Source organism: Bradyrhizobium sp. CCGUVB4N, from assembly GCF_024199945.1.
Lineage (GTDB): Bacteria > Pseudomonadota > Alphaproteobacteria > Rhizobiales > Xanthobacteraceae > Bradyrhizobium.
Genome location: NZ_JANADP010000001.1, coordinates 8,812,023 through 8,835,553 on the forward strand (window position 1 = coordinate 8,812,023; position 23,531 = coordinate 8,835,553).

20 protein-coding genes are annotated in these 23,531 nt (G+C 65.2%); 11 read left to right on the forward strand and 9 right to left on the reverse strand.

Annotated features, from left to right (window positions below):
* The first annotated feature begins 151 nt into the window (after nt 1-151).
* From NLM31_RS41105 to NLM31_RS41120, 4 genes are all read left to right on the forward strand, one after another.
* Complete coding sequence (locus NLM31_RS41105; protein WP_254134846.1) at nt 152-2,293, forward strand: methyl-accepting chemotaxis protein; 2,142 nt, start codon at nt 152-154, stop codon at nt 2,291-2,293.
* Between the two features lie 136 nt (nt 2,294-2,429).
* Complete coding sequence (locus NLM31_RS41110) at nt 2,430-3,491, forward strand: MBL fold metallo-hydrolase (protein WP_254134847.1); 1,062 nt, start codon at nt 2,430-2,432, stop codon at nt 3,489-3,491.
* A 215-nt stretch (nt 3,492-3,706) separates the two neighbouring features.
* Nucleotides 3,707-4,936, forward strand: coding sequence for a 5-aminolevulinate synthase (hemA, locus tag NLM31_RS41115; protein WP_254195901.1), 1,230 nt, complete (start codon nt 3,707-3,709; stop codon nt 4,934-4,936).
* 315 nt (nt 4,937-5,251) lie between these two features.
* Nucleotides 5,252-8,761, forward strand: a complete 3,510-nt coding sequence (locus tag NLM31_RS41120; RefSeq protein WP_254134849.1) for a PAS domain-containing hybrid sensor histidine kinase/response regulator — start codon at nt 5,252-5,254, stop codon at nt 8,759-8,761.
* A 13-nt stretch (nt 8,762-8,774) separates the two neighbouring features.
* Here the strand turns inward: NLM31_RS41120 and NLM31_RS41125 are convergent, their stop codons facing one another.
* The 4 genes from NLM31_RS41125 to NLM31_RS41140 form a co-directional block, all read right to left on the reverse strand.
* The gene (locus NLM31_RS41125; protein ID WP_254196346.1) at nt 8,775-9,599 is read right to left on the reverse strand and encodes an SDR family NAD(P)-dependent oxidoreductase; all 825 of its coding nucleotides are present in this window, start codon (nt 9,597-9,599) and stop codon (nt 8,775-8,777) included.
* Between the two features lie 9 nt (nt 9,600-9,608).
* The gene (locus NLM31_RS41130) at nt 9,609-10,163 is read right to left on the reverse strand and encodes a cytochrome P460 family protein (RefSeq protein ID WP_254134850.1); all 555 of its coding nucleotides are present in this window, start codon (nt 10,161-10,163) and stop codon (nt 9,609-9,611) included.
* A gap of 73 nt (nt 10,164-10,236) precedes the next feature.
* A complete protein-coding gene (locus NLM31_RS41135) occupies nt 10,237-11,262 on the reverse strand; it encodes an alpha/beta fold hydrolase (RefSeq protein ID WP_254195902.1) in 1,026 nt (341 codons plus the stop codon).
* Nucleotides 11,263-11,295: 33 nt separating this feature from the next.
* A complete protein-coding gene (locus NLM31_RS41140; RefSeq protein WP_254195903.1) occupies nt 11,296-11,715 on the reverse strand; it encodes an organic hydroperoxide resistance protein in 420 nt (139 codons plus the stop codon).
* 198 nt (nt 11,716-11,913) lie between these two features.
* Between NLM31_RS41140 and NLM31_RS41145 the strand changes: the two genes are divergently transcribed.
* Nucleotides 11,914-14,754 carry a winged helix-turn-helix domain-containing protein gene (locus tag NLM31_RS41145; RefSeq protein ID WP_254195904.1) on the forward strand — a complete coding sequence of 947 codons (2,841 nt, stop codon included), beginning with the start codon at nt 11,914-11,916 and terminating at the stop codon, nt 14,752-14,754.
* Nucleotides 14,755-15,108: 354 nt separating this feature from the next.
* Here NLM31_RS41145 and NLM31_RS41150 read toward each other — a convergent pair whose 3' ends face one another.
* The gene (locus tag NLM31_RS41150) at nt 15,109-15,780 is read right to left on the reverse strand and encodes a response regulator transcription factor (protein ID WP_254134854.1); all 672 of its coding nucleotides are present in this window, start codon (nt 15,778-15,780) and stop codon (nt 15,109-15,111) included.
* 345 nt (nt 15,781-16,125) lie between these two features.
* Between NLM31_RS41150 and NLM31_RS41155 the strand changes: the two genes are divergently transcribed.
* Nucleotides 16,126-17,790: an MFS transporter gene (locus tag NLM31_RS41155; RefSeq protein WP_375167565.1), complete on the forward strand. Its 1,665-nt coding sequence runs from the start codon at nt 16,126-16,128 to the stop codon at nt 17,788-17,790.
* Nucleotides 17,791-17,861: 71 nt separating this feature from the next.
* On the opposite strand, the gene NLM31_RS41160 is transcribed toward NLM31_RS41155, so the two are convergent.
* On the reverse strand, nt 17,862-18,335 hold the full coding sequence (locus NLM31_RS41160) for a secondary thiamine-phosphate synthase enzyme YjbQ (protein WP_254195906.1): 474 nt from the start codon (nt 18,333-18,335) through the stop codon (nt 17,862-17,864).
* A 49-nt stretch (nt 18,336-18,384) separates the two neighbouring features.
* Entirely contained in the window at nt 18,385-18,903 is a 519-nt protein-coding gene (locus NLM31_RS41165) for a hypothetical protein (RefSeq protein WP_254195907.1), read from the reverse strand.
* A 383-nt stretch (nt 18,904-19,286) separates the two neighbouring features.
* Between NLM31_RS41165 and NLM31_RS41170 the strand changes: the two genes are divergently transcribed.
* The 5 genes from NLM31_RS41170 (at nt 19,287) to NLM31_RS41190 (ending at nt 21,922) form a co-directional block, all read left to right on the forward strand.
* A complete protein-coding gene (locus tag NLM31_RS41170) occupies nt 19,287-19,661 on the forward strand; it encodes an AtpZ/AtpI family protein (protein ID WP_254134858.1) in 375 nt (124 codons plus the stop codon).
* A gap of 112 nt (nt 19,662-19,773) precedes the next feature.
* Complete coding sequence (locus tag NLM31_RS41175; protein ID WP_254195908.1) at nt 19,774-20,523, forward strand: F0F1 ATP synthase subunit A; 750 nt, start codon at nt 19,774-19,776, stop codon at nt 20,521-20,523.
* 53 nt (nt 20,524-20,576) lie between these two features.
* Nucleotides 20,577-20,804 (forward strand): F0F1 ATP synthase subunit C, encoded by a 228-nt coding sequence (locus NLM31_RS41180; RefSeq protein WP_018643436.1) that lies wholly within the window; start codon nt 20,577-20,579, stop codon nt 20,802-20,804.
* A gap of 60 nt (nt 20,805-20,864) precedes the next feature.
* On the forward strand, nt 20,865-21,431 hold the full coding sequence (locus NLM31_RS41185; RefSeq protein WP_254134860.1) for a F0F1 ATP synthase subunit B: 567 nt from the start codon (nt 20,865-20,867) through the stop codon (nt 21,429-21,431).
* 5 nt (nt 21,432-21,436) lie between these two features.
* Complete coding sequence (locus NLM31_RS41190; RefSeq protein ID WP_254134861.1) at nt 21,437-21,922, forward strand: ATP F0F1 synthase subunit B; 486 nt, start codon at nt 21,437-21,439, stop codon at nt 21,920-21,922.
* A gap of 236 nt (nt 21,923-22,158) precedes the next feature.
* On the opposite strand, the gene NLM31_RS41195 is transcribed toward NLM31_RS41190, so the two are convergent.
* Together NLM31_RS41195 and NLM31_RS41200 are read right to left on the reverse strand one after the other, a co-directional pair.
* Complete coding sequence (locus NLM31_RS41195; protein WP_254195909.1) at nt 22,159-22,806, reverse strand: hypothetical protein; 648 nt, start codon at nt 22,804-22,806, stop codon at nt 22,159-22,161.
* A gap of 116 nt (nt 22,807-22,922) precedes the next feature.
* Nucleotides 22,923-23,510 (reverse strand): GNAT family N-acetyltransferase, encoded by a 588-nt coding sequence (locus tag NLM31_RS41200; protein ID WP_018316343.1) that lies wholly within the window; start codon nt 23,508-23,510, stop codon nt 22,923-22,925.
* Nucleotides 23,511-23,531 lie beyond the last annotated feature (21 nt).

The window sequence follows — 23,531 nt, forward strand, 5'->3', positions numbered from 1 at the left end:
TCCTTTCGCATCAAGGGCCGGCAGCACTGCCGGCCCTTTCTTTTTCGCTCTGCGGAACTAGCCAACCAATTGTGCAACTTGCGATTTTTTAACCCGCACCAAGGATACTCCGCGGCGAAAATATAAGAGTAAGGGCGTGGGGGAATTTTCGATGGCGATCCGTCTCAGCGTTGGCCGTTTCAAACCTCGTTTCAAAATGCCGAAATGGGGCCTGCGCGGCAGCCTGTTTGCGGCATTCGCCGTGATCGCGGGCATGGGCCTGCTGATCGCAGCGGGCGCCGGCTTCGTGTTCAACCATCTCGGCTCGACCATGATGGATCTCAGCGGCCGCGACATCCCGCGCCTCTCCGCCAGCCTTCAACTCGCCTCGCAGAGCGCGACACTGGCAGCGCAAGGACCCGGCCTGCTCGCCTCGCCCTCCGACGAGGCGCTGGCCGAGCGCACCAAGAAGGTTCAGGAAATCCAGCAACAGGCCATGGCCAAGGTCGGCGAGATCATCGAGCTCGGCGCCGACAAGCAAGTCGCCAGCGCGCTCGGCGAAACCGTCAAGAGCATCGATGAAGCCACCAAGAGCCTGGTGTCGGCGGCGAAGGAGCGCCTCGACACGATTGCGCTACATGACAAGCAATACGACGCGCTGCGGAAGGCGCAGCTCGCCTTCGTCGGCGCAGCCAACCCCGCAATGCTGGATACCCAGACGCGGCTGAGCGCAATCCTGGCATCGACGAACGTGTCGGCAGACGATGCCATGGAGGCCGTCCGCTCCGTTGGTCAGATCAGCACGGTGCTTGCCAACGGAAATCTGATGGCCGCTGACATGATGGCCGCGTTGTCCGCGAACTCCAGCGACACGCTGGAGACGATCGAGCACGAATTCAAGGCGGTCCGCGACCGCGTCAAGTGGAACCTGGAGGACCTGCCCGACAATCCCGCAACCACTGCGGTGAAGGTCGCAATGCAGAAACTGCAGACGTTCGGCGAAGGCAAGACGGGCGTGTTCAAGCTCCGTCAGAAGGAGCTCGACTCCATCGACTACGGCCAGACCATCCTGGACGAGACCCGCAAGCTCAATGTCGGCCTCGGCATCAGCGTGCAGGCGCTCGTCGACGGCGTGCAGAAGGAGACCAATGCGTCGACCTTCCAGGCGCGCCAGGAGATCTCGCTCGCCACGACCGCAATGCTGGCGCTCGGCGGGCTCACTCTGATCGGCTCGGCGCTGTTCGTCTGGCTCTATGTCGGCCGCAACATCCTGCGCCGCATCCGTGAGCTCCAGCGCGCCATGCAGCTGCTCTCGGCCGGCGACCTCGACACCGAGATCGTCCGTTCCCGGCAGAACGACGAGATCGGCGCGATGAAGGAAGCGCTGACGGTGTTCCGCGACAGCATGATCGAAGCCCGGGCGCTTGCGAGCGATCAGGACAAGGATCGTGTCGTCAAGGCGGAGCGTGCCGCACATATGGAGGCGAAGATCGCGGAGTTCGAGGGCACGGTGCGCAGCGCGCTCGACAATCTCGCGCAATCGGCCAATTCGATGCAGACGACGGCGCAAAGCATGTCGACCACCGCGGATCAGTCCAACGCGCTGGTGAACGCGGTCGCTTCCGCCGCCGAGGAAACCTCGGTCAACGTGCAGACGGTATCGTCGGGCACCGAGCAGCTGTCCTCCTCGATCGAGGAGATCAGCAAGCAGGTCGTCACCTCGGCCGCGATCGCCAAGAAGGCGGTGGATGAGGCCGGCGCCACCGACACCACGGTGCAGAGCCTTGCCGACAGTGCGAGCCGCATCAGCGTCGTGGTCGACCTGATCCAGACGATTGCGTCGCAGACCAATCTGCTCGCGCTCAACGCCACCATCGAGGCGGCGCGCGCGGGCGAGGCCGGCCGCGGCTTTGCGGTGGTTGCCTCCGAGGTGAAGAGCCTCGCCAGCCAGACCGCGAAGGCGACGGAGGAGATCCGCACCCAGATCGCCAGCATGCAGCAGGTCACGACCTCGGCTGTCGGCGCGATCCAGGGCATCGGCCGGATCATCGGCGAGATCAACGACGTCACCACGACCATCGCGGCTGCGGTCGAGGAACAGGGTGCAGCGACCCGCGAGATCGCCCGCAACATCCAGCATGCGGCCGGCGGCACCAGCGAGGTCTCCAGCAATATCGTCGGCGTCTCCACGGCTTCGGCCGAGGCCGGCGCCGCAGCAACCGAGGTGCTGAGCGCATCGGACGCCCTCCGCCGCGAAGCCGATATGCTGCGCGGAGAGATCGACGCGTTCCTCAACAACATGCGGGCGGCGTAAGGACGCCGCCCCGTGGCCCGGATTTCGCTGCGCTCTATCCGGGCTACGGAATACGGCCGGTATGACGGCCATGCGACGGCCGCTGCGCGTTCTTTTTCGGCTGGCGCGGCGCCCCCGGCGGGTTTAAGCCGGTAGCATGAACGCAAAAACCGACATCGTGCAGTCTTCCGCCGAGGCCCTCCGCTATCCCTGGGACCAGCATCCCGGCCCCGAAGAGGTCGTGGAGGTCAGGCCCGGCGTGTTGTGGGCGCGGCTGAAGCTGCCGTTCCGCCTCAACCATGTGAACATCTATCTGCTCGCCGACGGCGACGGCTATGCGATGATCGATGCCGGCTTCGGCAATGAGGAGACGATCGAGGCCTGGACGAAACTGTTCGAAGGCCCGCTGAAGGGCGTCAACATCACGCGCCTCATCGTCACCCACTCGCACCCCGATCATGTCGGCCTTGCCGGGTGGATCGTCGAGCGGTTCAACTGTCCGCTGGTGATGTCGCAGGTCGAATATCTGCAATCGGTCTATCATCAGAACCGCGGCACCGAAGAGCGGCGCGAGGCGCAGCGGCTGTTCTTCCGCCGCCATGGCATGGACGAGTCGCTCACCGAAAAACTGCTCGGCCGCGGCCAGGATTATCTCAAGCGCGTCTCGGTGCTGCCGCCGTCCTACCGCCGCATCTCGCATGGCGACGAGGTCGTGATCGGCACGCGCCGCTTCAAGGTGATCACCGGCGGAGGGCATGCGCTCGACCAGGTGATGCTGTATTGCGCCGACGACAAGCTGTTTCTGTCCGCCGACCAGGTGCTGAGCAAGATCTCGCCGAACGTCAGCGTCTGGGCCGTGGAGCCCGACCAGAACTCGCTCGGCGAATATCTGGCGTCGCTCGCAAGCCTCACCACCACCCTGCCCTATGATTTGCTGGTGCTGCCCGGCCACGGCGTACCGTTCTACGGACTGAAGACCCGCATCAAGCAGCTCGCCGACCACCACGAGGAGCGCTGCCGCCTGATCGCGGAAGCCTGCCGCGAGGTGCCGCAGACCTCGCGCGCCCTGGTGCCTGTGGTCTTCAACAAGCACGTGCTGGACGAGCACCAGATGGGCTTTGCCGCCGGCGAGCTCGTCGCCCACGTCAACTACATGATCGTCGAGGGCCGGCTGACGGCCGAGACCAAGGACGGCGTGCTCCAGTTCCGGACGACGTGACAGCAAGTGCCGGTTAACACCGGCATTTCGGCGAATGGTGCAGAGCAGCATCAAGGCTCGCGCGGACTTGATCGGGATCAAGTTTCAAATCGCACGATAGGGCATTTTGCCCAAATGCCCCTCACGCCCAAATGTGGGATAGCGCATAGACACTAGAGCTGGAAAAGCTCTAAGTAGATGCGCCCTTTTGGTCAGTTCCGTCTCAGGTTGCACCGATGGATTACGCTCAATTCTTCAATTCCGCCCTCGATCGCCTCCATACCGAGCGCCGCTATCGCGTGTTCGCCGACCTGGAACGCACGGCCGGCCGGTTCCCGCATGCGGTCTGGCACTCGCCGAAGGGCAAGCGCGACGTCGTGATCTGGTGTTCCAACGATTACCTCGGCATGGGCCAGCACCCGAAGGTGGTCGGCGCCATGGTCGAGACCGCAACCCGCGTCGGCACCGGGGCAGGCGGCACCCGCAACATCGCCGGCACGCATCATCCGCTGGTGCAACTCGAGGCCGAGCTCGCCGACCTCCACGGCAAGGAAGCGGCGCTTCTGTTCACCTCGGGCTATGTCTCGAACCAGACCGGCATCGCCACCATCGCAAAGCTCATTCCGAACTGCCTGATCCTGTCGGACGAGCTCAACCACAATTCGATGATCGAGGGCATCCGGCAGTCCGGCTGCGAGCGGCAAGTGTTCCGCCACAACGATATCGCCGATCTCGAAGCGCTGCTGAAGGCTGCCGGTCCGAACCGGCCGAAGCTGATCGCCTGCGAGAGCCTCTACTCCATGGACGGCGATGTCGCCCCGCTCGCCAAGATCTGCGATCTCGCCGAGAAGTATGGCGCGATGACCTATGTCGACGAAGTCCACGCGGTCGGCATGTACGGCCCGCGCGGCGGCGGCATTGCCGAGCGTGACGGCGTCATGCATCGCATCGACATTCTCGAAGGCACGCTGGCCAAGGCGTTCGGCTGCCTCGGCGGCTACATCGCCGGCAACGGCCATATCATCGACGCCGTGCGCTCCTATGCGCCGGGCTTCATCTTCACCACGGCGCTGCCGCCGGCGATCTGCTCGGCCGCGACCGCCGCGATCAAGCACCTGAAGTCGTCGAGCTGGGAGCGCGAGCGCCACCAGGACCGCGCCGCCCGCGTCAAGGCGATCCTCAACGCCGCCGGCCTGCCGGTGATGTCGAACGACACCCACATCGTGCCGCTGTTCGTCGGCAATCCCGAGAAGTGCAAGCAGGCCTCGGACATGCTGCTCGAGGATCACGGCATCTACATCCAGCCGATCAACTATCCGACCGTCGCCAAGGGCACCGAGCGCCTGCGCATCACGCCCTCGCCCTATCACGACGACGGCCTGATCGATCAGCTCGCCGAAGCCCTGCTGCAAGTGTGGGACCGCCTCGGCCTGCCGCTGCGCGAAAAGTCGCTGGCGGCGGAGTAGGCGTTTCTTCCACCCTCCCCTGGAGGGGGAGGGTCGCTATGCATGTAGCGAAGCGGAATGCGTAGCGGGGTGGGGTGACAGTCCCTCCGCATGCCACGCCGCCCATGTTGAGAGATCACCCCACCCCGCTCGCGCTTTCGCGCGATCGACCCTCCCCCTCCAGGGGAGGGTAAGCGACAGCACCGCCCCCTTAACGACAACCCCAGTTCCCGCCCGCCTGGGGCATTTCGCTGTCGCCTCGCCCCGCCCAACGCGCTAGATTTACTGGGAAAATGTGATCTGGCGCTACCGCGCCTTGGGAGAAGCACGCTCGCCATGCTGCACGACTGGGGCGTGATCGCTGCCGCCTTCGGCTACATCGGGTTCCTGTTCCTGGTGGCGAGCCATGGCGACCGCCGCTCGCAGGCCAAGGCCGGCCGCGCGTCCGGGCTGATCTACCCGCTGTCGCTGGCGATCTACTGCACGTCCTGGACCTTCTTCGGCTCGGTCGGCTTCGCCACCCGCACCTCGACCGACTTCCTCGCGATCTATGTCGGCCCGATCCTGATGATCGGCCTCGGCGCCGGCGTGCTCCGCCGCGTGATCCAGCTTGCGAAAGCGCACAACATCACCTCGATTGCCGACTTCATCGGCGCACGCTACGGCAAGAGCCAGGCCGTGGCGGCAACGGTGGCGCTGATCGCGATCATCGGTTCGGTTCCCTACATAGCGCTCCAGCTCAAGGCGGTCGCCTCCTCGCTGGAAGTCATCCTGAGCGAGGACCAGGCGTTCTCCCACATCCCGATCCTCGGCGACATGGCGCTGATGGTGACACTGGCGATGGCGGCCTTCGCGGTGCTGTTCGGCACGCGACAGACCGACGCCACCGAGCATCAGCACGGCCTGATGCTCGCGGTCGCGACCGAATCCATCGTCAAGCTGGTCGCCTTCCTCACCGCCGGCATCTTCGTCACTTTCTGGATGTTCTCGCCGCACGAATTGATCGAGCGCGCGATGAAGACGCCGGAGGCGGTGCGTGCCATCGATTATTCGCCGTCGATCGGTAACTTCCTCACCATGACGCTGCTGTCGCTGTGCGCGGTCATGCTGCTGCCGCGCCAGTTCCATGTCAGCGTGGTGGAGAATTCCTCGGACGCGGAGGTCAGCCGCGCGCGCTGGCTGTTCCCGCTCTATCTCGTCGCCATCAATGTCTTCGTGATCCCGATCGCGCTCGCCGGCCTTGTCAGTTTCCCGTTCGGCGCGGTCGACCCCGACATGTACGTGCTGGCATTGCCGATGGAGGGCGGGGCGGGGCTGCTCAGCGTTGCCGTCTTCGTCGGCGGCCTGTCGGCTGCCACCGCGATGGTGATCGTCGAGTGCGTCGCGCTCTCCATCATGGTCTCCAACGACCTCGTGGTGCCGCTGGTGCTGCAACGACGGCCCGAGGGACGCGCCGGCAGCTCCGATTTCGGCGACTTCCTGCTGCGGTCGCGGCGGCTCGCGATCTTCGCCATCATGGTGATGGCCTATTTCTACTACCGCGCGCTCGGCAACACCCAGCTCGCGGCGATCGGCCTGCTGTCCTTTGCCGCCATCGCGCAGCTCGCGCCCGCCTTCTTCGGCGGCCTGTTGTGGCGGCGCGCCACCGCGCGCGGCGCCATCGGCGGCATGATGGTCGGCTTCGCCGTATGGCTCTACACGCTGTTCATCCCGAGCTTCATGGATTCCTCGACCGCCGGCATCCTGCTGCTCCAGCACGGCCCGTTCGGCATCGAGGCGCTGCGGCCGCAGGCGCTGTTCGGCGCCGATCTGCCACCGCTGATGCATGGCGTGGTCTGGTCGCTCTCGCTCAACGTCCTCACTTACGTGCTGCTGTCGCTGGCACGGCGGCCCTCGTCCATCGAGCTGGTGCAGGCCGATCTGTTCGTGCCCAACACGCTCGCGCCCATCGCCCCGAATTTCCGCCGCTGGCGCACCACCATCACGGTGCAGGACATCCAGACCACGGTCGCGCAATATCTCGGGCCCGATCGTGCCCGGCATTCGTTCGAGGCGTTCTCGGCACGGCGCAATATGCGGCTGGAATCCGGAGCGCCCGCCGATTTCGAGCTGCTGCAGCACGCCGAGCACCTGATCGCCTCGTCGATCGGAGCTGCGTCCTCCCGCCTCGTGATGTCGCTGCTGCTGCGCAAGCGGACCGTGTCCGCAAAGGCCGCGCTGAAGCTGCTCGACGATTCCCATGCGGCGCTGCATTTCAACCGCGAGATCCTCCAGACCGCGCTCAATCATGTGCGCCAGGGCATCGCGGTGTTCGACGCCGATCTGCAGCTGATCTGCTCCAACCGGCAGTTCGGCGATCTGCTCAACGTGCCCCCGCATTTCATCCAGTTCGGCACGCCGCTCCGCGAGATCCTGGAGTTCATGGGCGTCAGCGATCCCGCCGATCAGGCCGACCGCGAGGCGATGATCGAGCAGCGGCTCGTGGCCTACACCACCGACAGCGAGCCCTATCTCGAACGCCTGCCGGAACGGCACATGGTGATCGAGGTGCTCACCAACCGCATGCCCGGCGGCGGCTTCGTCATCACCTTCACCGACGTCACGCCGACCTTCGAAGCGGCGGAAGCGCTGGAGCGCGCCAACGCGACGCTGGAGAAGCGCGTGCGCGACCGTACCGAAGAGCTGACCCGCCTGAACTCCGAGCTGGCGCTCGCCAAGAGCAGCGCTGAGGATGCCAGCATCTCCAAGACGCGCTTCCTCGCGGCCGCCAGCCACGACATTCTCCAGCCCCTGAACGCAGCCCGGCTCTATGTCACGAGCCTGGTCGAGCGCCAGCACAATGGCGAGGAGACCCGGCTGGTCGAGAACATCGACGAATCGCTGCAAGCCATCGAGGAAATCCTCGGCGCGTTGCTCGACATCTCCAGGCTCGATGCCGGCGCGATGACCACCTCGATCTCGAGCTTCAAGATGGCCGATCTGATGCGCTCGCTGGAGATCGAGTTCGCGCCGATCGCGCGCGCCAAGGGCCTCGACCTCGCCTTCGTGCCCTGCTCGCTGCCGGTCGAGTCGGACCGGCTGCTGCTGCGGCGGCTGCTGCAGAACCTGATCTCGAACGCGATCAAATACACCCCGCGCGGGCGCGTGCTGGTCGGCTGCCGCCGCCAAGGCCCCTCGCTCAGGATCTGCGTCTACGACACCGGCGTCGGCATCCCCGCGGTCAAGCGCGGCGAGATCTTCAAGGAGTTCCACCGCCTCGAGCAGGGCGCGCGGATCGCGCGCGGACTGGGGCTGGGACTGTCGATCGTCGAACGGCTGGCGCGCGTGCTCAAGCATGACATCGCCATCGACGCCAATGCCGGCGGAGGCTCGTTGTTCTCCGTGACGGTCCCGACGGCGAAGGCCGTGACCCTCACCGCGGCGGTGACCAGCGCAACACCGCTGGCGCGCACATCGATCTCCGGCGCGCTGATCGTCTGCATCGAGAACGACGCCGCGATCCTCGACGGCATGCGGACGCTGTTGATGGCCTGGGACGCCGAGGTGATCGCTGTCGCCGATCCCGAAGGCGCGATATCCGCGATCGAGGCCGCCGGTCGACGCGTCACCGGCCTGCTGGTCGACTATCACCTCGACCGCGGCAACGGCATTGCCGCGATCCGCGAGATCCGCCGCCGCTTCGGCGACACCATCCCTGCGATCCTGATCACCGCCGATCGCAGCCCCGCCGTGCAGATGGCCGCGCGCGACGAGAACATCGCGGTGCTGAACAAGCCGGTGAAACCGGCCTCGCTGCGCGCCCTGCTCGGGCAATGGCGGACGCAGCAGATGGTCGCGGCGGAATAGCACGCGCAGCCGTTCAGTAATCCGTCGAGACGCTGAGCCCGCGCCATCGTTCCAGCTCGTCGAGGCGTTGCCGATCCGTCGCCGCGATGGCGTTCACGGCGTCGCTGCCGAGCGCGATCCGCAGAGGCGGATGATCCATGCCAGCAAGCTGCAGCACAGCGGCAGCAGCCTTGGCGGGATCGCCGGGTTGGCGGCCATCGTATTCGCGTTGCATCCTGACGGCGGCGCCAACGACGGCGTCGTACTCCGCGCGCCCTTCGTCCGTGTCATGTGCCGTTTGGGCAAAGCCGGTCCGGAAGCCGCCGGGCTCGACGATCGTCACATGCACGCCGATCAGCGCCATCTCGCGCGCCAGCGATTCCGAGAAGCCCTCGATTCCCCATTTCGCAGCCGAATAGGCCGCACGGACCGGCGCACCGATCCGGCCGCCGACCGAGGAGAATTGCACGATATGTCCGCGGCGCTGCCGGCGCAGCACCGGGATCGCCGCTTTCGTGACGATGATGGTGCCGATCAGATTGGCTTCGATCTGCTGACGGAATGACTCCAGGCTCGTGTCCTCGACCGATCCGAGCTCGCCGTAGCCGGCGTTGTTCACCACCACGTCGATGCCGCCGAAGGCCTCGACGGCAAGCGCGATCGCGGCTTGCGCGGCCGCCTCATCGGTGACGTCGAGCGTTGCGAGCCGCAGCCGTTCACCAAAGCGTCCGCGCAGGGGCTCGAGCGGGCCGATGCCGCGGGCGGTCGCAACCACCTGATCCCCGGCCGTAAGCGCGGCTTCCGCGATCGCACGCCCGATCCCGCGCGAGCTGCCGCTGATGAACCATGTCTTCACGATGAGACCTCCTTAGGGCGCGAGCCGCGTGAAGACGTAGTCATGGCCCTTGGCCCGTGCTTCGTGGCACGCGAAACAGGTGCGATGTTGCGCTTCGTCCACCGGCTTGCCGTTGATGAAGCGGCCAAAGCCCCAGCCGCCGGTCGCGGCATATTTCTTGGAGTCCTTGACCATGACCTGGACCGTGGTGGCGGCGCCCGGAATGGTCGCGGATGCGAAGTCGGGGGACTGCGTGCGCTTCCAGGCACGCTTCACCAGGATGGTGCCATCGGGAAACGGCAGCTTGCCACCCTGATAGGCATCGATCGCGGTCTGGTTGCCGACGACGGCACGCAGCTCATTCAGCGGCGCCGCTTCCTCGGCCGGCGCGATCAGCTCCCACTGCTTGTAGCCCGAAGGAATCGTGACGCCGAAGATCGGCGACGCAGCTTCCGTCGCAGGGCCTTCCGCCAGCGCGATCGAGACCAGATAGGGCACGCAGGTCAGGAGAACGACGAGCAGCAGCACGGCCAGCGTGATGACCATGGCATAGGAGGATTTTTTCGTTTTGGATTCGATGGACGGCATGTCTTTTCTTCAAGCTGGGATCGCGGCATCGCCTCGGTCCGGCGCAGGCCGGACCGAGGTCTTGAACGAGCGCTCAGGCGCCGCCGTCGGCATCGATGACGGCCTTGGCAAAGGCTTGCGGCGCTTCCTGCGGCAGATTGTGGCCGATGCCGCCGGTGATCAGGCGGTAATCGTAGCGGCCGGAGAATCTCTTGGCGTAGGCGCTGGGATCGGGATGCGGTGCGCCGTTGGCGTCGCCCTCCATCGTGATGGTCGGCACATCGATGACCGGTGTTGCCGCGAGCTTCTTTTCGATCTCCTCGTACTTCGCCTCGCCCTTGGCGAGCCCGAGCCGCCAGCGATAATTGTGGATCGTGATCGCGACGTGATCCTTGTTCTCGAACGCCTTCGCGCTGCGATCGAAGGTGGCGTCGTCGAACTTCCACTGCGGCGAGGCCAGCTTCCAGATCAGCTTCGCGAAATCATGGGTATACTTCTCGTAGCCGGCGCGGCCGCGCTCGGTGGCGAAATAGAACTGGTACCACCATTGCAGCTCGGCCGCCGGCGGCAGCGGCGCGTTGCCCGCGGCCTGGCTGGAGATCAGATAGCCGCTGACCGACACCAACGCGCGGCAGCGCTCCGGCCAAAGTGCCGCAATGATATCGGCGGTACGCGCGCCCCAGTCGAAGCCGGCAACGACCGCCTTCTTGATGTTGAGCGCATCCATCAGCGCGATGATGTCGACGGCCAGCGCGGCCGGCTCGCCATTGCGCAGCGTCTCGCTGGAGAGGAAGTGGGTCGAGCCGTAGCCGCGCAGATAGGGGATGATGACGCGATAACCGGCCTGCGCCAGGATCGGCGCGACATCGACGAAGCTGTGAATGTCGTAGGGCCAGCCGTGGAGCAAAATCGCCACCGGACCGGTCGCGGGGCCGGCTTCGGCGTAACCGACGTTGAGCACACCGGCATTGATCTGCTTGATCGCGCCGAATGAGGCGTTGGAGGATCGCGGCGCCTCGGTCTCGGCGCGCGCGAGGTCGATCACGCCGAGACCGACGGCAACGGTCCCGGCGGCCACACCGAGGAACTGGCGGCGATGCTGATCGATAATCTGTGTCATGGTCGTGATCCTTGTTGATGGTCGTCGGAATTGTCAGAGCAGATCGACAGTGACGTCGATGTTGCCGCGAACGGCCCTGGAATAGGGACAGGTCTGGTGCGCCTCATCGATCAGATCGCGCGCGACATCGCGATCGAGGCCGGGCAGGCTGACGCCAAGGCGCGCTCTGAGTGCGTAAGCGCCTTCGTCGAGGACGAGATCGATTTCCGCATCGATCGCGCTTTTGCTTGGAAGCACGATTTTCCGCTTGCGCGCTGCGATCTCCATCGCACCCTCGAAGCAGGCAGACCAGCCGGCGGCGAACAATTGCTCGGGGTTGGTGCCGATGCCGGCGCTGCCTGGCGGCGACAGCCGCACATCGAGACGGCCGTCAGAGCTGCGGGACATGCCGTCCTGACGCCCGCCGGCGGTGCGGGTCCGCGCCGTATAGAGCAGTTTTTCCGTTTGGCTCATGATGAAGCCTCCTCGTCGTTACGCAACTGACTATCAGCGTGTTACGCGGGGCGCCCGTTTGGAGTTGTGAGATGTTGTGAGGCTGGCCGGGAACCCGATGGCGAGGCCTGCAAACGCGGCCTGATGCCGCTGCAAGGGTGGCCTTGCCGGATCGCTGCGCGCTCGTTATCCGGTTCTGCAAATGAGCAAGATTTCGTGATGACCGCGCCGATCGGGCCTGCCGCAATAACACTGTCGTTCGGGCCATTCATCGTGACGCCGCATGAGCGGCTGGTGACGCGCGACGGCGTCGCGCTGCCGATGGGCGCCAAGAGTTTCGATACGCTGATCGCGCTGATGTCGCGGCCGAACGAGGTCGTCAGCAAATGGGACCTGATGGGCCTGGTCTGGCCCGGGATGGCGGTCGAGGAAACCAATCTGCGATTCCATATCGCGGCACTCCGGAAGGCGCTCGGCGACGGCAAGGACGGCGCCCGCTACATCACGACGCTGTCGGGCCGCGGCTACTGCTTCGTGGCGCCGATCTCGCAAATCGGCGCTCGGGCTGAGCCGCGCCTGGCGCCGCGCGCGGAATTGCCGCCCGTAAAACTACCTAACCGATTGCAGCGCATGGTCGGACGCGCCGACGCGGTCGCCGCTGTATCGGACAAGCTGATCACCTCCCGCTTCGTCACGATCGTCGGCCCCGGTGGCGTAGGCAAGACTGCTGTTGCAGTCGCGATCGCGCACGACCTGCTCGCAACATTCGCCGACGCTGCACACTTCGTTGATCTTGCCGCACTCAGCGATCCCGATCTGGTGATCACCTCGCTGCTGCTGATGCTCGGACTGCCGGCCCAGGCCGACGATCCGATGCCGGCCTTGCTCGCGCATCTGCGCGACAAGCGCATGTTGCTGGTGCTGGACAATTGCGAGCATGTGATTGCGGCGGCAGCACCGCTCGCAGCCGAGATCTTTCAAGCCGCGCCGCAGGTCCATATCCTCGCCACCAGCCGAGAGGCGCTGCGCGTCGAGGGCGAGCAGGTCTACCGGCTGGCGCCGCTTGGCGTGCCGCCCGATGAGTCCGGACTGACGGCCGCGATCGCCCGGACCTATCCCGCGTTCGAACTCTTCCTCGAACGCGCAAAAGCCGGCGGCGCCCAGATCGTGCTCGACGATGCCAATGCCGCCATTGCCGCGCGAATCTGCCGCAAGCTCGACGGCATGGCGCTCGCGATCGAGCTCGCAGCCGGCCGGGTCGAAGCCTATGGCCTGGAGCAGACAGCGATGCTGCTTGACGAGCGCCTTAACCTGCTCTGGCAGGGTCAGCGCACCGCGCCGCCGCGACAGAAGACGCTGCAGGCCACGCTGGACTGGAGCTACGAACTGCTGTCCGAGCTGGAACGCCTGGTGCTGCGCAGGCTCGCGGTCTTCGCCGGGCATTTCACCATCGACGCCGCGCTCGAGGTCGTGCCTGACGAGCAGGTCGACCGCTCGCGTCTGTTCGACGCCATCGACAGCCTGGTCGCCAAATCGATGGTTGCGCCGCGGCCGATCGGCGCCATGATGCGCTACCGCCTACTCGACACCACGCGCGCCTATCTGCTCGCGATCGAGGACGACGGATCGGCCCTCGCAGCCCGCCACGCCGCCTATTACAGGCGATGGCTGCAACAGGCCGGCACCAAATGGGCGACGGTACCAAGCGCCGATGAGCGCGCCATCCATTTCTCGGCGCTCCACAACGTACGCGCCGCGCTCGACTGGTGCTTTGGCCCCGCCGGCGATGTCGGCATCGGCATTGCGCTCGCGGCGGCTGCAGCGCCCATCTTCCTCGCGATGTCCCTGTTGACCGAATGCCGGCGCTGGTCCGAGCGGGCGCTGGCGGCGATCGATTCCGCCTCGCGCGGCAGCGCAGACGAGATGCATCTGCAGGCCGCGCTCGGATTGACCCTGATGTTCACGCGCGGCGGCAGCGAAGCCGCGCGCAACGCCCTGACCCGGGCGCTTGCCATCGCGGAAACGCTCGGCGATGCGCCGAACCAGCTGCAATTGCTCGGCCGCATGCACATCTTCCACGAGCGCATCGGTCAGTTCGAGGCTGCGCTCGACTATGCGCAACAGAGCCTCGTCGTCGCCGAAGCACTGGGCGATCCTGCGTCGCTTGCGCTTGCGCAGTCCCTGCTCGGCGTCTCGCTGCATCTGGACGGCGCGCATCGCGACGCGCTGAAGATGCTGGAGGCGGCCTGGCGCGGGCCCGGCACGGAGCGGATCAGCACGGTCTATGGCTTTGACCATCGCAACCGGGCCGGCATCTCGCTGGCGCGCGAGCTGTGGTTGCAGGGCCGCCCCGAGCAGGCACGGCAGCTGGCGCAACAGACCGTTGCCGAGGCCGCACAGATGGATCATCCGATCACGCTCTGCATCGCGCTGATCTGGGCTGTCTCGATCGACCTCTGGACCGGTGACCTCGCCGCTGCGGACGAGAACATCGACCGCTTCATCGCGCACGCCTATTCGCGCTCGATGGGACCCTATCTCGCGGCCGGCCGAGGCGTCAAAGGCGAGCTCGCGATCCGGCGCGGCGACGCAGAGAGCGGTGTCGCGACGATCGAGCGCTGCCTGCAGGAACTCCACGAGTCCGGCTACGAGCTGCTCACCACGACGTTCAACATCGCGCTGGTGCAGGGGCATCTCGCGCTCGGACAAATCGAGAGAAGCGCGCATCTGGTCGACGACGCGATCCGTCTGGTCGAACGGAGCGGAGATCATCTGTACATGCCCGAGCTGCTGCGCATGAAGGGCAAGGTCCTGCTCTCGCGGCCACAGCCGAACATCGAGGAAGCGGAGGACCTTCTCCAGCAGTCGCTGGAACAGAGCCGCCGCGCGGGCGCGAAAGCCTGGGAGCTGCGCGCAGCGATTGATCTCGCAATGCTGATCGGCAAGCGCGGGCGGCGCGAGGACGCGAAACTGTTGCTTCAATCCGCGCTCGAAGGATACGTCGCGGGCTCCGCGACGGCGGACATCCGAGTGGCCAACGAGATTTTGGAGAGCCTGTAGGTCTCTCGTGTCCCGGACGCGCCGCAGCGTGAAACGCTGCTGCGCAGAGCCGGGACCCAGGAAGCCGCCAACTGAGGCGCCCTTACTTTTTGGGTAGTAGCCCCAAGACGAACCATTGAGCCGGGAAGAGGGGGAAGAATAGCGCTCCGCAGAGGAACCAAACGCGTCTCGACCGGCCTCTCTCTTCCGCGAAATTGGCCGTTACGCGCCCGCACCAAATCATCAAGGCGACAACAACCAAAGCGAACACTATCGAACCGAGCATCGCGGGCTCCTGCGGATGGGTTCTCCCAGAGGATATAGGATTTACTTCCCCGCCAGCCAGGGACATTCGCGAACTAAAGAGTAAGCGCCCTACCCCGTCGGCGTACCCTGCCTCCACTGGCCGCCGGCGATCTTTGCCGCGGCGATCACGGCCTGGGTCCGGCTCTCGACGCCTAGCTTCTGCAGGATGGCCGAGACGTGCGCCTTGATGGTCGCCTCGGAGACGCCGAGCTCGTAGGCGATCTGCTTGTTGAGCAGTCCTTCGGACAGCATCATCAGCACCCGCACCTGCTGCGGCGTCAGCGTCACCAGGCGATCGCGCAGCTTTGTCATGTCGGGATCGGAAGCGGCCGACAGGTCGGTGTCGGCGGGAACCCAGACGTCGCCCTCCATGACCTTGAGGATGGCGTCGCGCAGCGTCTCGACGCCGAACCGCTTCGGGATGAAGCCGGAGGCGCCGAAATCGAGCGAGCGCCGGATCGTGGCGCTGTCGTCGGAGGCCGAGACGATCACCACCGGGATCGCCGGGTATTGCGCGCGCAGATAGATCAGGCCGGAGAAGCCGGAGATGCCGGGCATCGAGAGGTCGAGCAGGACCAGGTCGACGTCGGAGGTCTGTTCCAGGAGTTTGGTCAGATCCTCGAACGACCCGGCCTCGTCGATCTTCGCCGTGGAGAGGACGCCCGCCACCGCCTGCCGCAGCGCATCGCGGAACAGCGGATGGTCATCGGCAATGACGAGATGGGTGGAGGGAGCGCTCATCGATCTCATGCTGTCGTTCACGTCAGCGCCAGTAGTCCGGACCGGCGCAATGGTCAATTCTTCCCCGGCCGGCCGTGGCATGCAAGGGCACATTATTCCTTTGCGGGAAAGGGGTTAATCCGCAAGCCGGGCGCCGCAGCGCGGCACTATAGGTCAGCACCGTCAGTTGCGTGTCAGTGCGCAAGGCCGAAAGTCGTATTGGGGCGGGTTTCACGCCGATGTTACCTTGGGGGCAAGACCCAGGTTGATCCGGCATGCCCGGACAGCCGGGACGCGAGGAAACGAATTTCGGGGAGCGCATTCACGATGTCCACACTAGCTGCAACGTCGGCACGGTCGACCGGCATGACGAAGGACGAGAGGTTCGTCATCCTCGCTTCGTCCCTCGGCACCGTCTTCGAGTGGTACGACTTCTATCTCTACGGATCGCTGGCCGGCATCATCGGCACGCAGTTCTTCACCATCGCCGGCGCCGACGGCAAGCCGATGTTCGACCAGGCCACGCGTGACATCTTCGCGCTGCTGGCCTTTGCGGCAGGCTTCCTGGTGCGCCCGTTCGGCGCGATCGTGTTCGGCCGCGTCGGCGACATCGTCGGCCGCAAATACACCTTCCTCGTCACCATCCTGATCATGGGTCTGTCGACCTTCATTGTCGGCCTGCTGCCGGGTGCCGCCCAGATCGGCATCGCGGCTCCGATCATCCTGATCGGCCTGCGCCTGCTGCAGGGCCTCGCGCTCGGCGGTGAATATGGCGGTGCGGCAACCTACGTCGCCGAGCACGCCCCGCAGGGCAAGCGCGGCTACTACACCTCCTTCATCCAGACCACCGCGACGCTCGGCCTGTTCCTGTCGCTGCTGGTGATCCTGTTCACCCGCTCCGCGACCGGCGAGGCTGCCTTCGCCGGCGCGCCCGGCTCCTATTGGGGCGGCTGGCGCATTCCGTTCCTGGTGTCGGTTGCGTTGCTCGGCATCTCGGTCTGGATCCGTCTGCGCCTGAACGAATCGCCGGTGTTCCAGCGCATGAAGGACGAGGGCAAGGGCTCCAAGGCGCCGCTGACCGAGGCCTTCGCCACCTGGAGCAACGCCAAGATCGTGATCCTGGCACTGTTCGGCCTGACCATGGGCCAGGCGGTGATCTGGTACACGGGCCAGTTCTACGCGCTGTTCTTCCTGCAATCGATCCTGAAGGTCGACGGCTACACCGCCAACCTGCTGATCGCCTGGTCGCTGCTGCTCGGCACCGGCTTCTTCCTGGTGTTCGGCGCGCTGTCCGACCGGATCGGCCGCAAGCCGATCATCCTGGCGGGCTGCCTGATCGGCGCACTGACCCTGTTCCCGATCTTCAAGATGATCTCCTCCAACGCCAACCCGGCGCTGGAAAAGGCCTATGAAACGGTCAAGGTGCAGGTGGTGGCGGATCCCGCAAGCTGCGGCGATCTGTTCAACCCGGTCGGCACCCGCGTCTTCACGGCGCCTTGCGACACGGCACGCGCCTTCCTCGCCCAATCGTCGGTGAAGTACTCCACCGTTCCGGGACCGGCCGGCGCGGTGAAGATCACGGTCAACGACAAGGAAGTGCCCTACACCGATGCCAAAACATCGAACCCCGCGATCACCGCGGCGGTACAGGCGGCGGGCTATCCGAAGGTAGGGGACGCGGGCATCATCAAGATGGCGCACCCCTTCGACATCTTCCGTCCGCAGGTGTCGGCCGTCATCGGGCTGCTGTTCATCCTCGTGATCTACGTCACCATGGTGTACGGCCCGATCGCGGCCATGCTGGTCGAACTGTTCCCGACCCGCATCCGCTACACCTCTATGTCGCTGCCCTATCACATCGGCAACGGCTGGTTCGGCGGCCTGCTGCCGGCGACCGCCTTCGCTATCACCGCCTCGACCGGCGATATCTACTCCGGCCTGTGGTATCCGGTGGTCTTCGCGTTGATCACGGCCGTGGTCGGCTTCCTCTTCGTCCCCGAGACGAAGGACGTCGACATCACCAAGATGTAAGTCGCTACGCAGACACTGACAAAACAACCGGCCGCGGAGCGATCCGCGGCCGGTTTGCTTTTCTGGCAGCGCTACTTGTTGCTGCCGATGAACTGAAGCACGATTTCGCGCCGGTGCGGACGTGCGCGATGCTCGACCAGATAGATCCCCTGCCAGGTGCCGAGCGCGAGCCTGCCACCCAGCACCGGCACGTGCAGCGATGTCTGCGTCAGCATCGTCTTGACGTGCGCGGGCATGTCGTCAGGCCCTTCGGTATCATGTGTCCACGGCACGTTATCCGGCGCCAGCCGTGACAGCGCGGTGGTGAGATCGGCGAGCACGGAAGGGTCGGCGCTCTCCTGAATCGTCAGCGACGCCGAGGTGTGACGGATGAACAGCGTCAACGCGCCCTCGCCTGCGCGGGCCTCGTTGATGAACTTCGCCACCTCGCTGGTGAAATCTGTGAAGCCGCGGCCGGGCGTCTGCACGGTGAGCAGCGAGGACACGATCGCGGTGGCCTGCACGGTCGATGGCGCCGAGCGTGTGACGGATTTGGCGGATGTCATCAAACGTCTCTCAACTCGAACGCTGCCGTAGGGTGGGCATGTGGATAGATCAAATCTTCCCCGACACGTCCCTCTGCACGCGGTTGGCCATGTCGATCAGCCGGCGCCACGCTTTTTCCAGGAACGACATCGCCCGATCGAGATCCTGGTCGCTGGGCAGCGGGATCTCGAGCTTGCGATCCCCCTCCGCGACCTTGGGCTCGCCCTTCTTCAGGGAATCCGATTTCGGCAAGGCCTCGTCGATCTTGCCGGAAACGGTCGGACCGGCGGCGATCTGCCCCTTCAGCTTCTCCACCTCGGCCTGGAGGCGGCCGATCTCGGCATCGAGCGCGGAGCGCTCGTCAGGCACGGCGTAGCAGGCCCAGCCGGCGCCATTCTTGGTGCAGGTCGAGACCGTGCCGGTGCGGGTGTCAAGCCGCAAGACGCCCTCGGGAATCGGGGTCATGCTGTAGCGGCCGTTTTCCCCGTCGGGTGCCGATTGCGCGGCAACCAGGCCGCTACTGACCGTCATCACGGCAACGATCGCCGCAGCACACCATGATGTTGTGGATGATTTCGCCGGTCTCATCGCGCTCTCCGCCACGCCGCGCAGGTGGCACATCCCGAAATTCTACACCCCGGCGGGCGACGGCGCACCGCCCGCGCGTTCGAATCCGCCGCCAAAACCGCATCCGCGGAATCAACGATGGCGGCACCTCCTTTGATCCCGAAGCCACGGCGAAATGTCGGTCCTGTCGGCAGATCGCGCGGAGAGCTGCTGCGGTGCGGCGTCACGCTGTGTGCAGCGCTGGCGCAAAAGCCAATATCACCAATCAAATCAGATACATAAACGAACACGACGCGATCGTGACTTGGCTTGACTTGATTATGAGCGGTCAGTATGGTCCGCGCGGCTTTTGAGGGTGGCGGGCGTAATTTCCATTCAACCGCGGCGTTTCTGGTCTTCGTGGCATGGCTCAAGACACGGGACACGGCGAGAATGGAGATCGCGATAGATCGCCCGAGGAAGCTGCGCTTTCCGAACGGCTCGGAAGTCTTGATAAGCGGTTGTCCGAATTTCGCGACCGCAAGATCAAGACCGAGCAACCCGCAGGTGACGGTGGAGACGGAGCGGCCAGAGCCTCGGCGATGGCGCTTGGTTTTCGGTTATCCTCCGAGTTGGTCGCCGGTGTCGCTGTCGGAGCGGGGATTGGCTGGGGGTTCGACCGCTTGCTGTCGACGTCGCCTTTCGGATTTATCGTGTTCCTGCTGCTGGGCTTCGTGGCCGGCGTGGTGAATGTGGTGAGATCGGCGGGCGCGGGTCAGAACAGGCGCGGTGGTTCTTAAGGCCGATCCGGACAGGAGAGGAATTTTCGCACCGGCTCCGCCGGTGCGGGCCGGCCCGGCCGGCAGACCGAGACACGCCGGCTAGCCCGGCAGACCAAGAGATGCCGCGCCGATGAAAATCGATCCGATCCACCAGTTCAACATCGAGCCTCTCTTCACGATCGGCCATATCGGCAATCATACGATCGCCTTCACCAATTCATCGCTCTACATGCTGGTGGCCGTCGCCATCATCTCGATCCTGATGCTTGCCAGCGGCACGCAGCTGGTTCCCGGGCGCCTCCAGTCGGTCGCCGAGATTTCCTACGAATTCGTCGCCTCGACCATCCGTTCGACGGCCGGCGCGGAAGGCATGAAGTTCTTCCCGCTGATCTTCTCGCTGTTCATGTTCATCTGCGTCTCGAACCTGGTCGGCGTCATCCCCTACACCTTCACGATCTCAAGCCACCTGATCGTTACCGTAGGACTCGCGCTGCTGGTCTTCTTCACCGTTCTGATCTACGGCGTCGCCAAGAACGGCCTGAAATTCTTCTCGATTTTCGTTCCGCATGGCGTCCCCGGCTACATCCTGCCGCTGGTCATGTTCATTGAAATCCTGTCGTTCTTCCTGCGCCCGGTCTCGCACAGCATTCGTCTGTTCGCCAACATGCTGGCCGGCCACATCGCGCTGAAGGTGTTCGCGGGCTTCGTCGCCATGCTGGGCTTCTCCCTCGGCGCCCTCGGCTGGGTCGGCGGCGTGCTGCCGCTGGCGCTCACGATCGCGCTTTACGCCCTCGAGATCCTGGTCGCGTTCCTGCAAGCCTATGTGTTTGCGATCCTGACCTGCATCTATCTCAACGACGCCATTCATCCGGGACACTGAGCGGTCCGGGGAATTTCCACCCACAACCCAATCTTTCTTCCAAGGAGTCTAAAATGGATCCGGCAGCAGCAAAACTTATCGGCGCGGGCATCGCGTGCATCGGCATGGGCGGTGCGGGCGTCGGCGTGGGCGTGATCTTCGGCAACTACCTCGCCGCAGCCGTTCGCAACCCGTCGGCCGCTCAGGGCCAGTTCGGCAACCTGATCTTCGGCTTCGCCGTGACCGAAGCGCTCGGCATCTTCTCGCTGCTGATCGCGCTGCTTCTGCTGTTCGTTTTCTAAGAACGACTTCTTTCGCGCCGCTTCATCCGAAGCGGCGCGTGACAGCAACAGGAGTACTCCATGGCCGAGAGTCATGGCGGGGCAAAAGAACCGGCGGCGGGCGCCCACACCGAAGCCGATGGCGGTCATCACGGCGGCGGCTTTCCGCCGTTCGAGAGCAGCACTTTTGCTTCACAGCTGGTGTCGCTCGCGATCTTCTTCGTCCTGCTTTACGTGATCGTGTCCAAGCTCGCTCTGCCGAAGGTCGGCGGCGCGATCGAAGCGCGTCAGAACAAGATCGAGGGTGACCTCGCCGAAGCGCAGAAGCTGAAGGATCAGTCCGAGGCGGCGCTGAAGGCCTATGAAGGCGAGCTCGCTTCGGCGCGTTCGCGGGCACAGGCGATCGGCAACGAATCCCGCGACAAGGCGAATGCGCAGGCGGACGCCGAGCGCAAGGCCCTGGAAGAGCAGCTGGCGGCCAAGCTCGCCGAGGCGGAGAAGACCATCGCCTCGACCCGCGCGACCGCCATGAGCAACGTCCGCGGCATCGCGGCCGATGCGGCAGGCACCATCGTCCAGCAGCTCACCGGCGTTGTTCCGGATGCGGCCTCGGTCAGTGCTGCCGTTGACGCGTCCTTGAAGGGTTAGTCGAGATGTTCTTCGATCCTGAAACCTGGGTCGCCGTCGCCTTCGTGATCCTGATGGTCGTGTTCGGCTATCTCGGGGTCTTCAAGTCGGCGATGACCGCGCTCGACCATCGCGCCGAGCGCATCAAGGCCGAGCTCGACGACGCGACGCGCCTCAAGCAGGAAGCCGCCAAGGTGCTCGCCGACTACAAGGCGCGCAGTGCCTCGGCCGAGCGCGAGGCCGCCGACATCATCGCCAACGCCAAGTCCGAAGCCGAGCGCATCGCGACCGAGGCCAAGGCGAAGATGGAAGACTTCGTCGCCCGCCGCACCAAGACCGCGGAGAGCAAGATTGCGCTCGCCGAGGCGCAGGCGCTGGCCGATGTTCGCGCCGCAGCCGCGGAAGCCGCCGTCCAGGCCGCCTCCACGATCCTGTCGCAGTCGGTCAAGGGCCAGGTCGCCGACGATCTGCTCGCCAAGGGCATCACCGAGGTTCGCCAGAAGCTGAACTGAGGGCAGACGCCTCACCCATCAAAAAGCCGGCGCGATGAGCGCCGGCTTTTTTGTTGGTGCGAGACCTCGACCACAACACAGGTGTCATGCCCCGCGAAGGCGGGGCATCCAGTACGCCGCGGCCTCCCGGTGAACGACTGACGTCTCTGGAATACTGGATCACTCGCCCCAGTGCGCAATTGCGCACAAGGCGGGTGATGACAGCGGAAATTGCGGCGACAGCTGAGCGTGTGGCCCTACTTCTTCTTCCGCGCCTTCGGCTCGGGCGTCAGCGCCTGCGGGTCGAAGCCGACATAGAAGATGTAGTTGTCGGCGACTGCGGCTGACGGCACCGGGTAGGACAGGTCCTCGGCAATGAACGTAAACGGCACGCTGCCGCCTTCCGACATCGCGACCGTGGTCCGGTAGGCTTTCGAGGCGATCACCTTCTCGCCGACGCCGCCCAGCACCACGGCGACGCGCAGCGGAACCTCGACCGTGTTCGGCGCGCCGGCTGGGCCGGCGATGACGCGGCCCTGGATGCCGATGCGCGCGGTGATCTCGCCGCCGTTGCGGACGCATTCGCGCGCCATCTTGGTGATCGAGGCCTGGAAGCGCACGTCGTTGCCGACGGCCGGCTTGCCTGTCGCCCCGACCCCATAGGTGGAGGCTCCGGCGCGCACCGTGACCTGCGGGCAATCGATGTCGTCATCGGCCGCCGGCTGGCCCGGCGCCGGCGCCGGCTTGGCCGCATCGTCGGATTTGCCACCGAACAGATTCTTGAAGCGGTCGGTCAGAGACTGTGCCGCGACCGGCGAGACGGATGCGAACGACACCGACAGCGCCAGTGCGATCACCGGACCCCGCCGCAGCGCATTCCGCAATGAGCGAAGCTCGTTCATCAACGCCTGTACTCCATGACAACATTCCGGCCGATCGCCGGTGTGATGCGGTTTATATCGCCAAAATCGGCGATCCCAAGGCAGGAAAAAAGGCAGGAAAAGCTGACTTTGGCGCGCGTTCAGCCGCGAAAATCCTCGTGCAGCAGGCCGAACAGCAGATGGTCCTGCCAGACCCCGTTGATGCAGAGATAGCGGCGCGCAAGGCCCTCGCGGGAGAAGCCGCACTTCTCCAGCACCCGGATCGACGGCGCATTGGTGGGGATGCAGGCGGCCTCGACCCGATGCAGATTGAGCTCGCCGAACAGCGTCGGCAGCAGCACCCGCAGCGCCGCGGTCATGTAGCCGCGATGGGCGTGGGGCTGGCCGACCCAATAGCCGATGGTGCCGGCCTGGACGATGCCGCGCCGCACATTGGCGAGCGTGATGCCGCCGACCATGGCGCCGTCGAGCTCGCGGAAGATCAGGAAGGGGTAGGAGCGGTCCGCGGCGATATCCTCGGAATAGCGGCGCAGGCGGCGGCGAAAGCCGGACCGGGTCAAATCGTCCGACGGCCAGATCGGCTCCCACGGGGTCAGGTAATCGCGGCTGGTCTCGCGCAGATGCGCCCACTGCAGGAAATCCGACATCTGCGGCGCGCGCAGCAACAATCCGTTGCCGCGGGGGGCGAGAGCAGCAGGTCCACTGGATGGCAGGCGAAACAGGGCCATGGTGATGCTTCCCGGGACGGC

Bases quoted from the DNA above. Each gene is read 5' to 3' on its own strand.
- NLM31_RS41130 (WP_254134850.1), bottom strand. From the start codon at position 10,163: ATGCCGTCCATCGAATCCAAAACGAAAAAATCCTCCTATGCCATGGTC.
- NLM31_RS41155 (WP_375167565.1), top strand. From the start codon at position 16,126: ATGACGAAGGACGAGAGGTTCGTCATCCTCGCTTCGTCCCTCGGCACC.
- NLM31_RS41170 (WP_254134858.1), top strand. From the start codon at position 19,287: ATGGCTCAAGACACGGGACACGGCGAGAATGGAGATCGCGATAGATCG.
- NLM31_RS41200 (WP_018316343.1), bottom strand. From the start codon at position 23,510: ATGGCCCTGTTTCGCCTGCCATCCAGTGGACCTGCTGCTCTCGCCCCC.
- NLM31_RS41180 (WP_018643436.1), top strand. From the start codon at position 20,577: ATGGATCCGGCAGCAGCAAAACTTATCGGCGCGGGCATCGCGTGCATC.
- NLM31_RS41110 (WP_254134847.1), top strand. From the start codon at position 2,430: ATGAACGCAAAAACCGACATCGTGCAGTCTTCCGCCGAGGCCCTCCGC.
- NLM31_RS41160 (WP_254195906.1), bottom strand. From the start codon at position 18,335: ATGACATCCGCCAAATCCGTCACACGCTCGGCGCCATCGACCGTGCAG.
- NLM31_RS41105 (WP_254134846.1), top strand. From the start codon at position 152: ATGGCGATCCGTCTCAGCGTTGGCCGTTTCAAACCTCGTTTCAAAATG.
- NLM31_RS41150 (WP_254134854.1), bottom strand. From the start codon at position 15,780: ATGAGCGCTCCCTCCACCCATCTCGTCATTGCCGATGACCATCCGCTG.
- NLM31_RS41135 (WP_254195902.1), bottom strand. From the start codon at position 11,262: ATGACACAGATTATCGATCAGCATCGCCGCCAGTTCCTCGGTGTGGCC.
- NLM31_RS41120 (WP_254134849.1), top strand. From the start codon at position 5,252: ATGCTGCACGACTGGGGCGTGATCGCTGCCGCCTTCGGCTACATCGGG.
- NLM31_RS41175 (WP_254195908.1), top strand. From the start codon at position 19,774: ATGAAAATCGATCCGATCCACCAGTTCAACATCGAGCCTCTCTTCACG.
- NLM31_RS41145 (WP_254195904.1), top strand. From the start codon at position 11,914: ATGACCGCGCCGATCGGGCCTGCCGCAATAACACTGTCGTTCGGGCCA.
- hemA (WP_254195901.1), top strand. From the start codon at position 3,707: ATGGATTACGCTCAATTCTTCAATTCCGCCCTCGATCGCCTCCATACC.
- NLM31_RS41185 (WP_254134860.1), top strand. From the start codon at position 20,865: ATGGCCGAGAGTCATGGCGGGGCAAAAGAACCGGCGGCGGGCGCCCAC.
- NLM31_RS41140 (WP_254195903.1), bottom strand. From the start codon at position 11,715: ATGAGCCAAACGGAAAAACTGCTCTATACGGCGCGGACCCGCACCGCC.
- NLM31_RS41165 (WP_254195907.1), bottom strand. From the start codon at position 18,903: ATGAGACCGGCGAAATCATCCACAACATCATGGTGTGCTGCGGCGATC.
- NLM31_RS41190 (WP_254134861.1), top strand. From the start codon at position 21,437: ATGTTCTTCGATCCTGAAACCTGGGTCGCCGTCGCCTTCGTGATCCTG.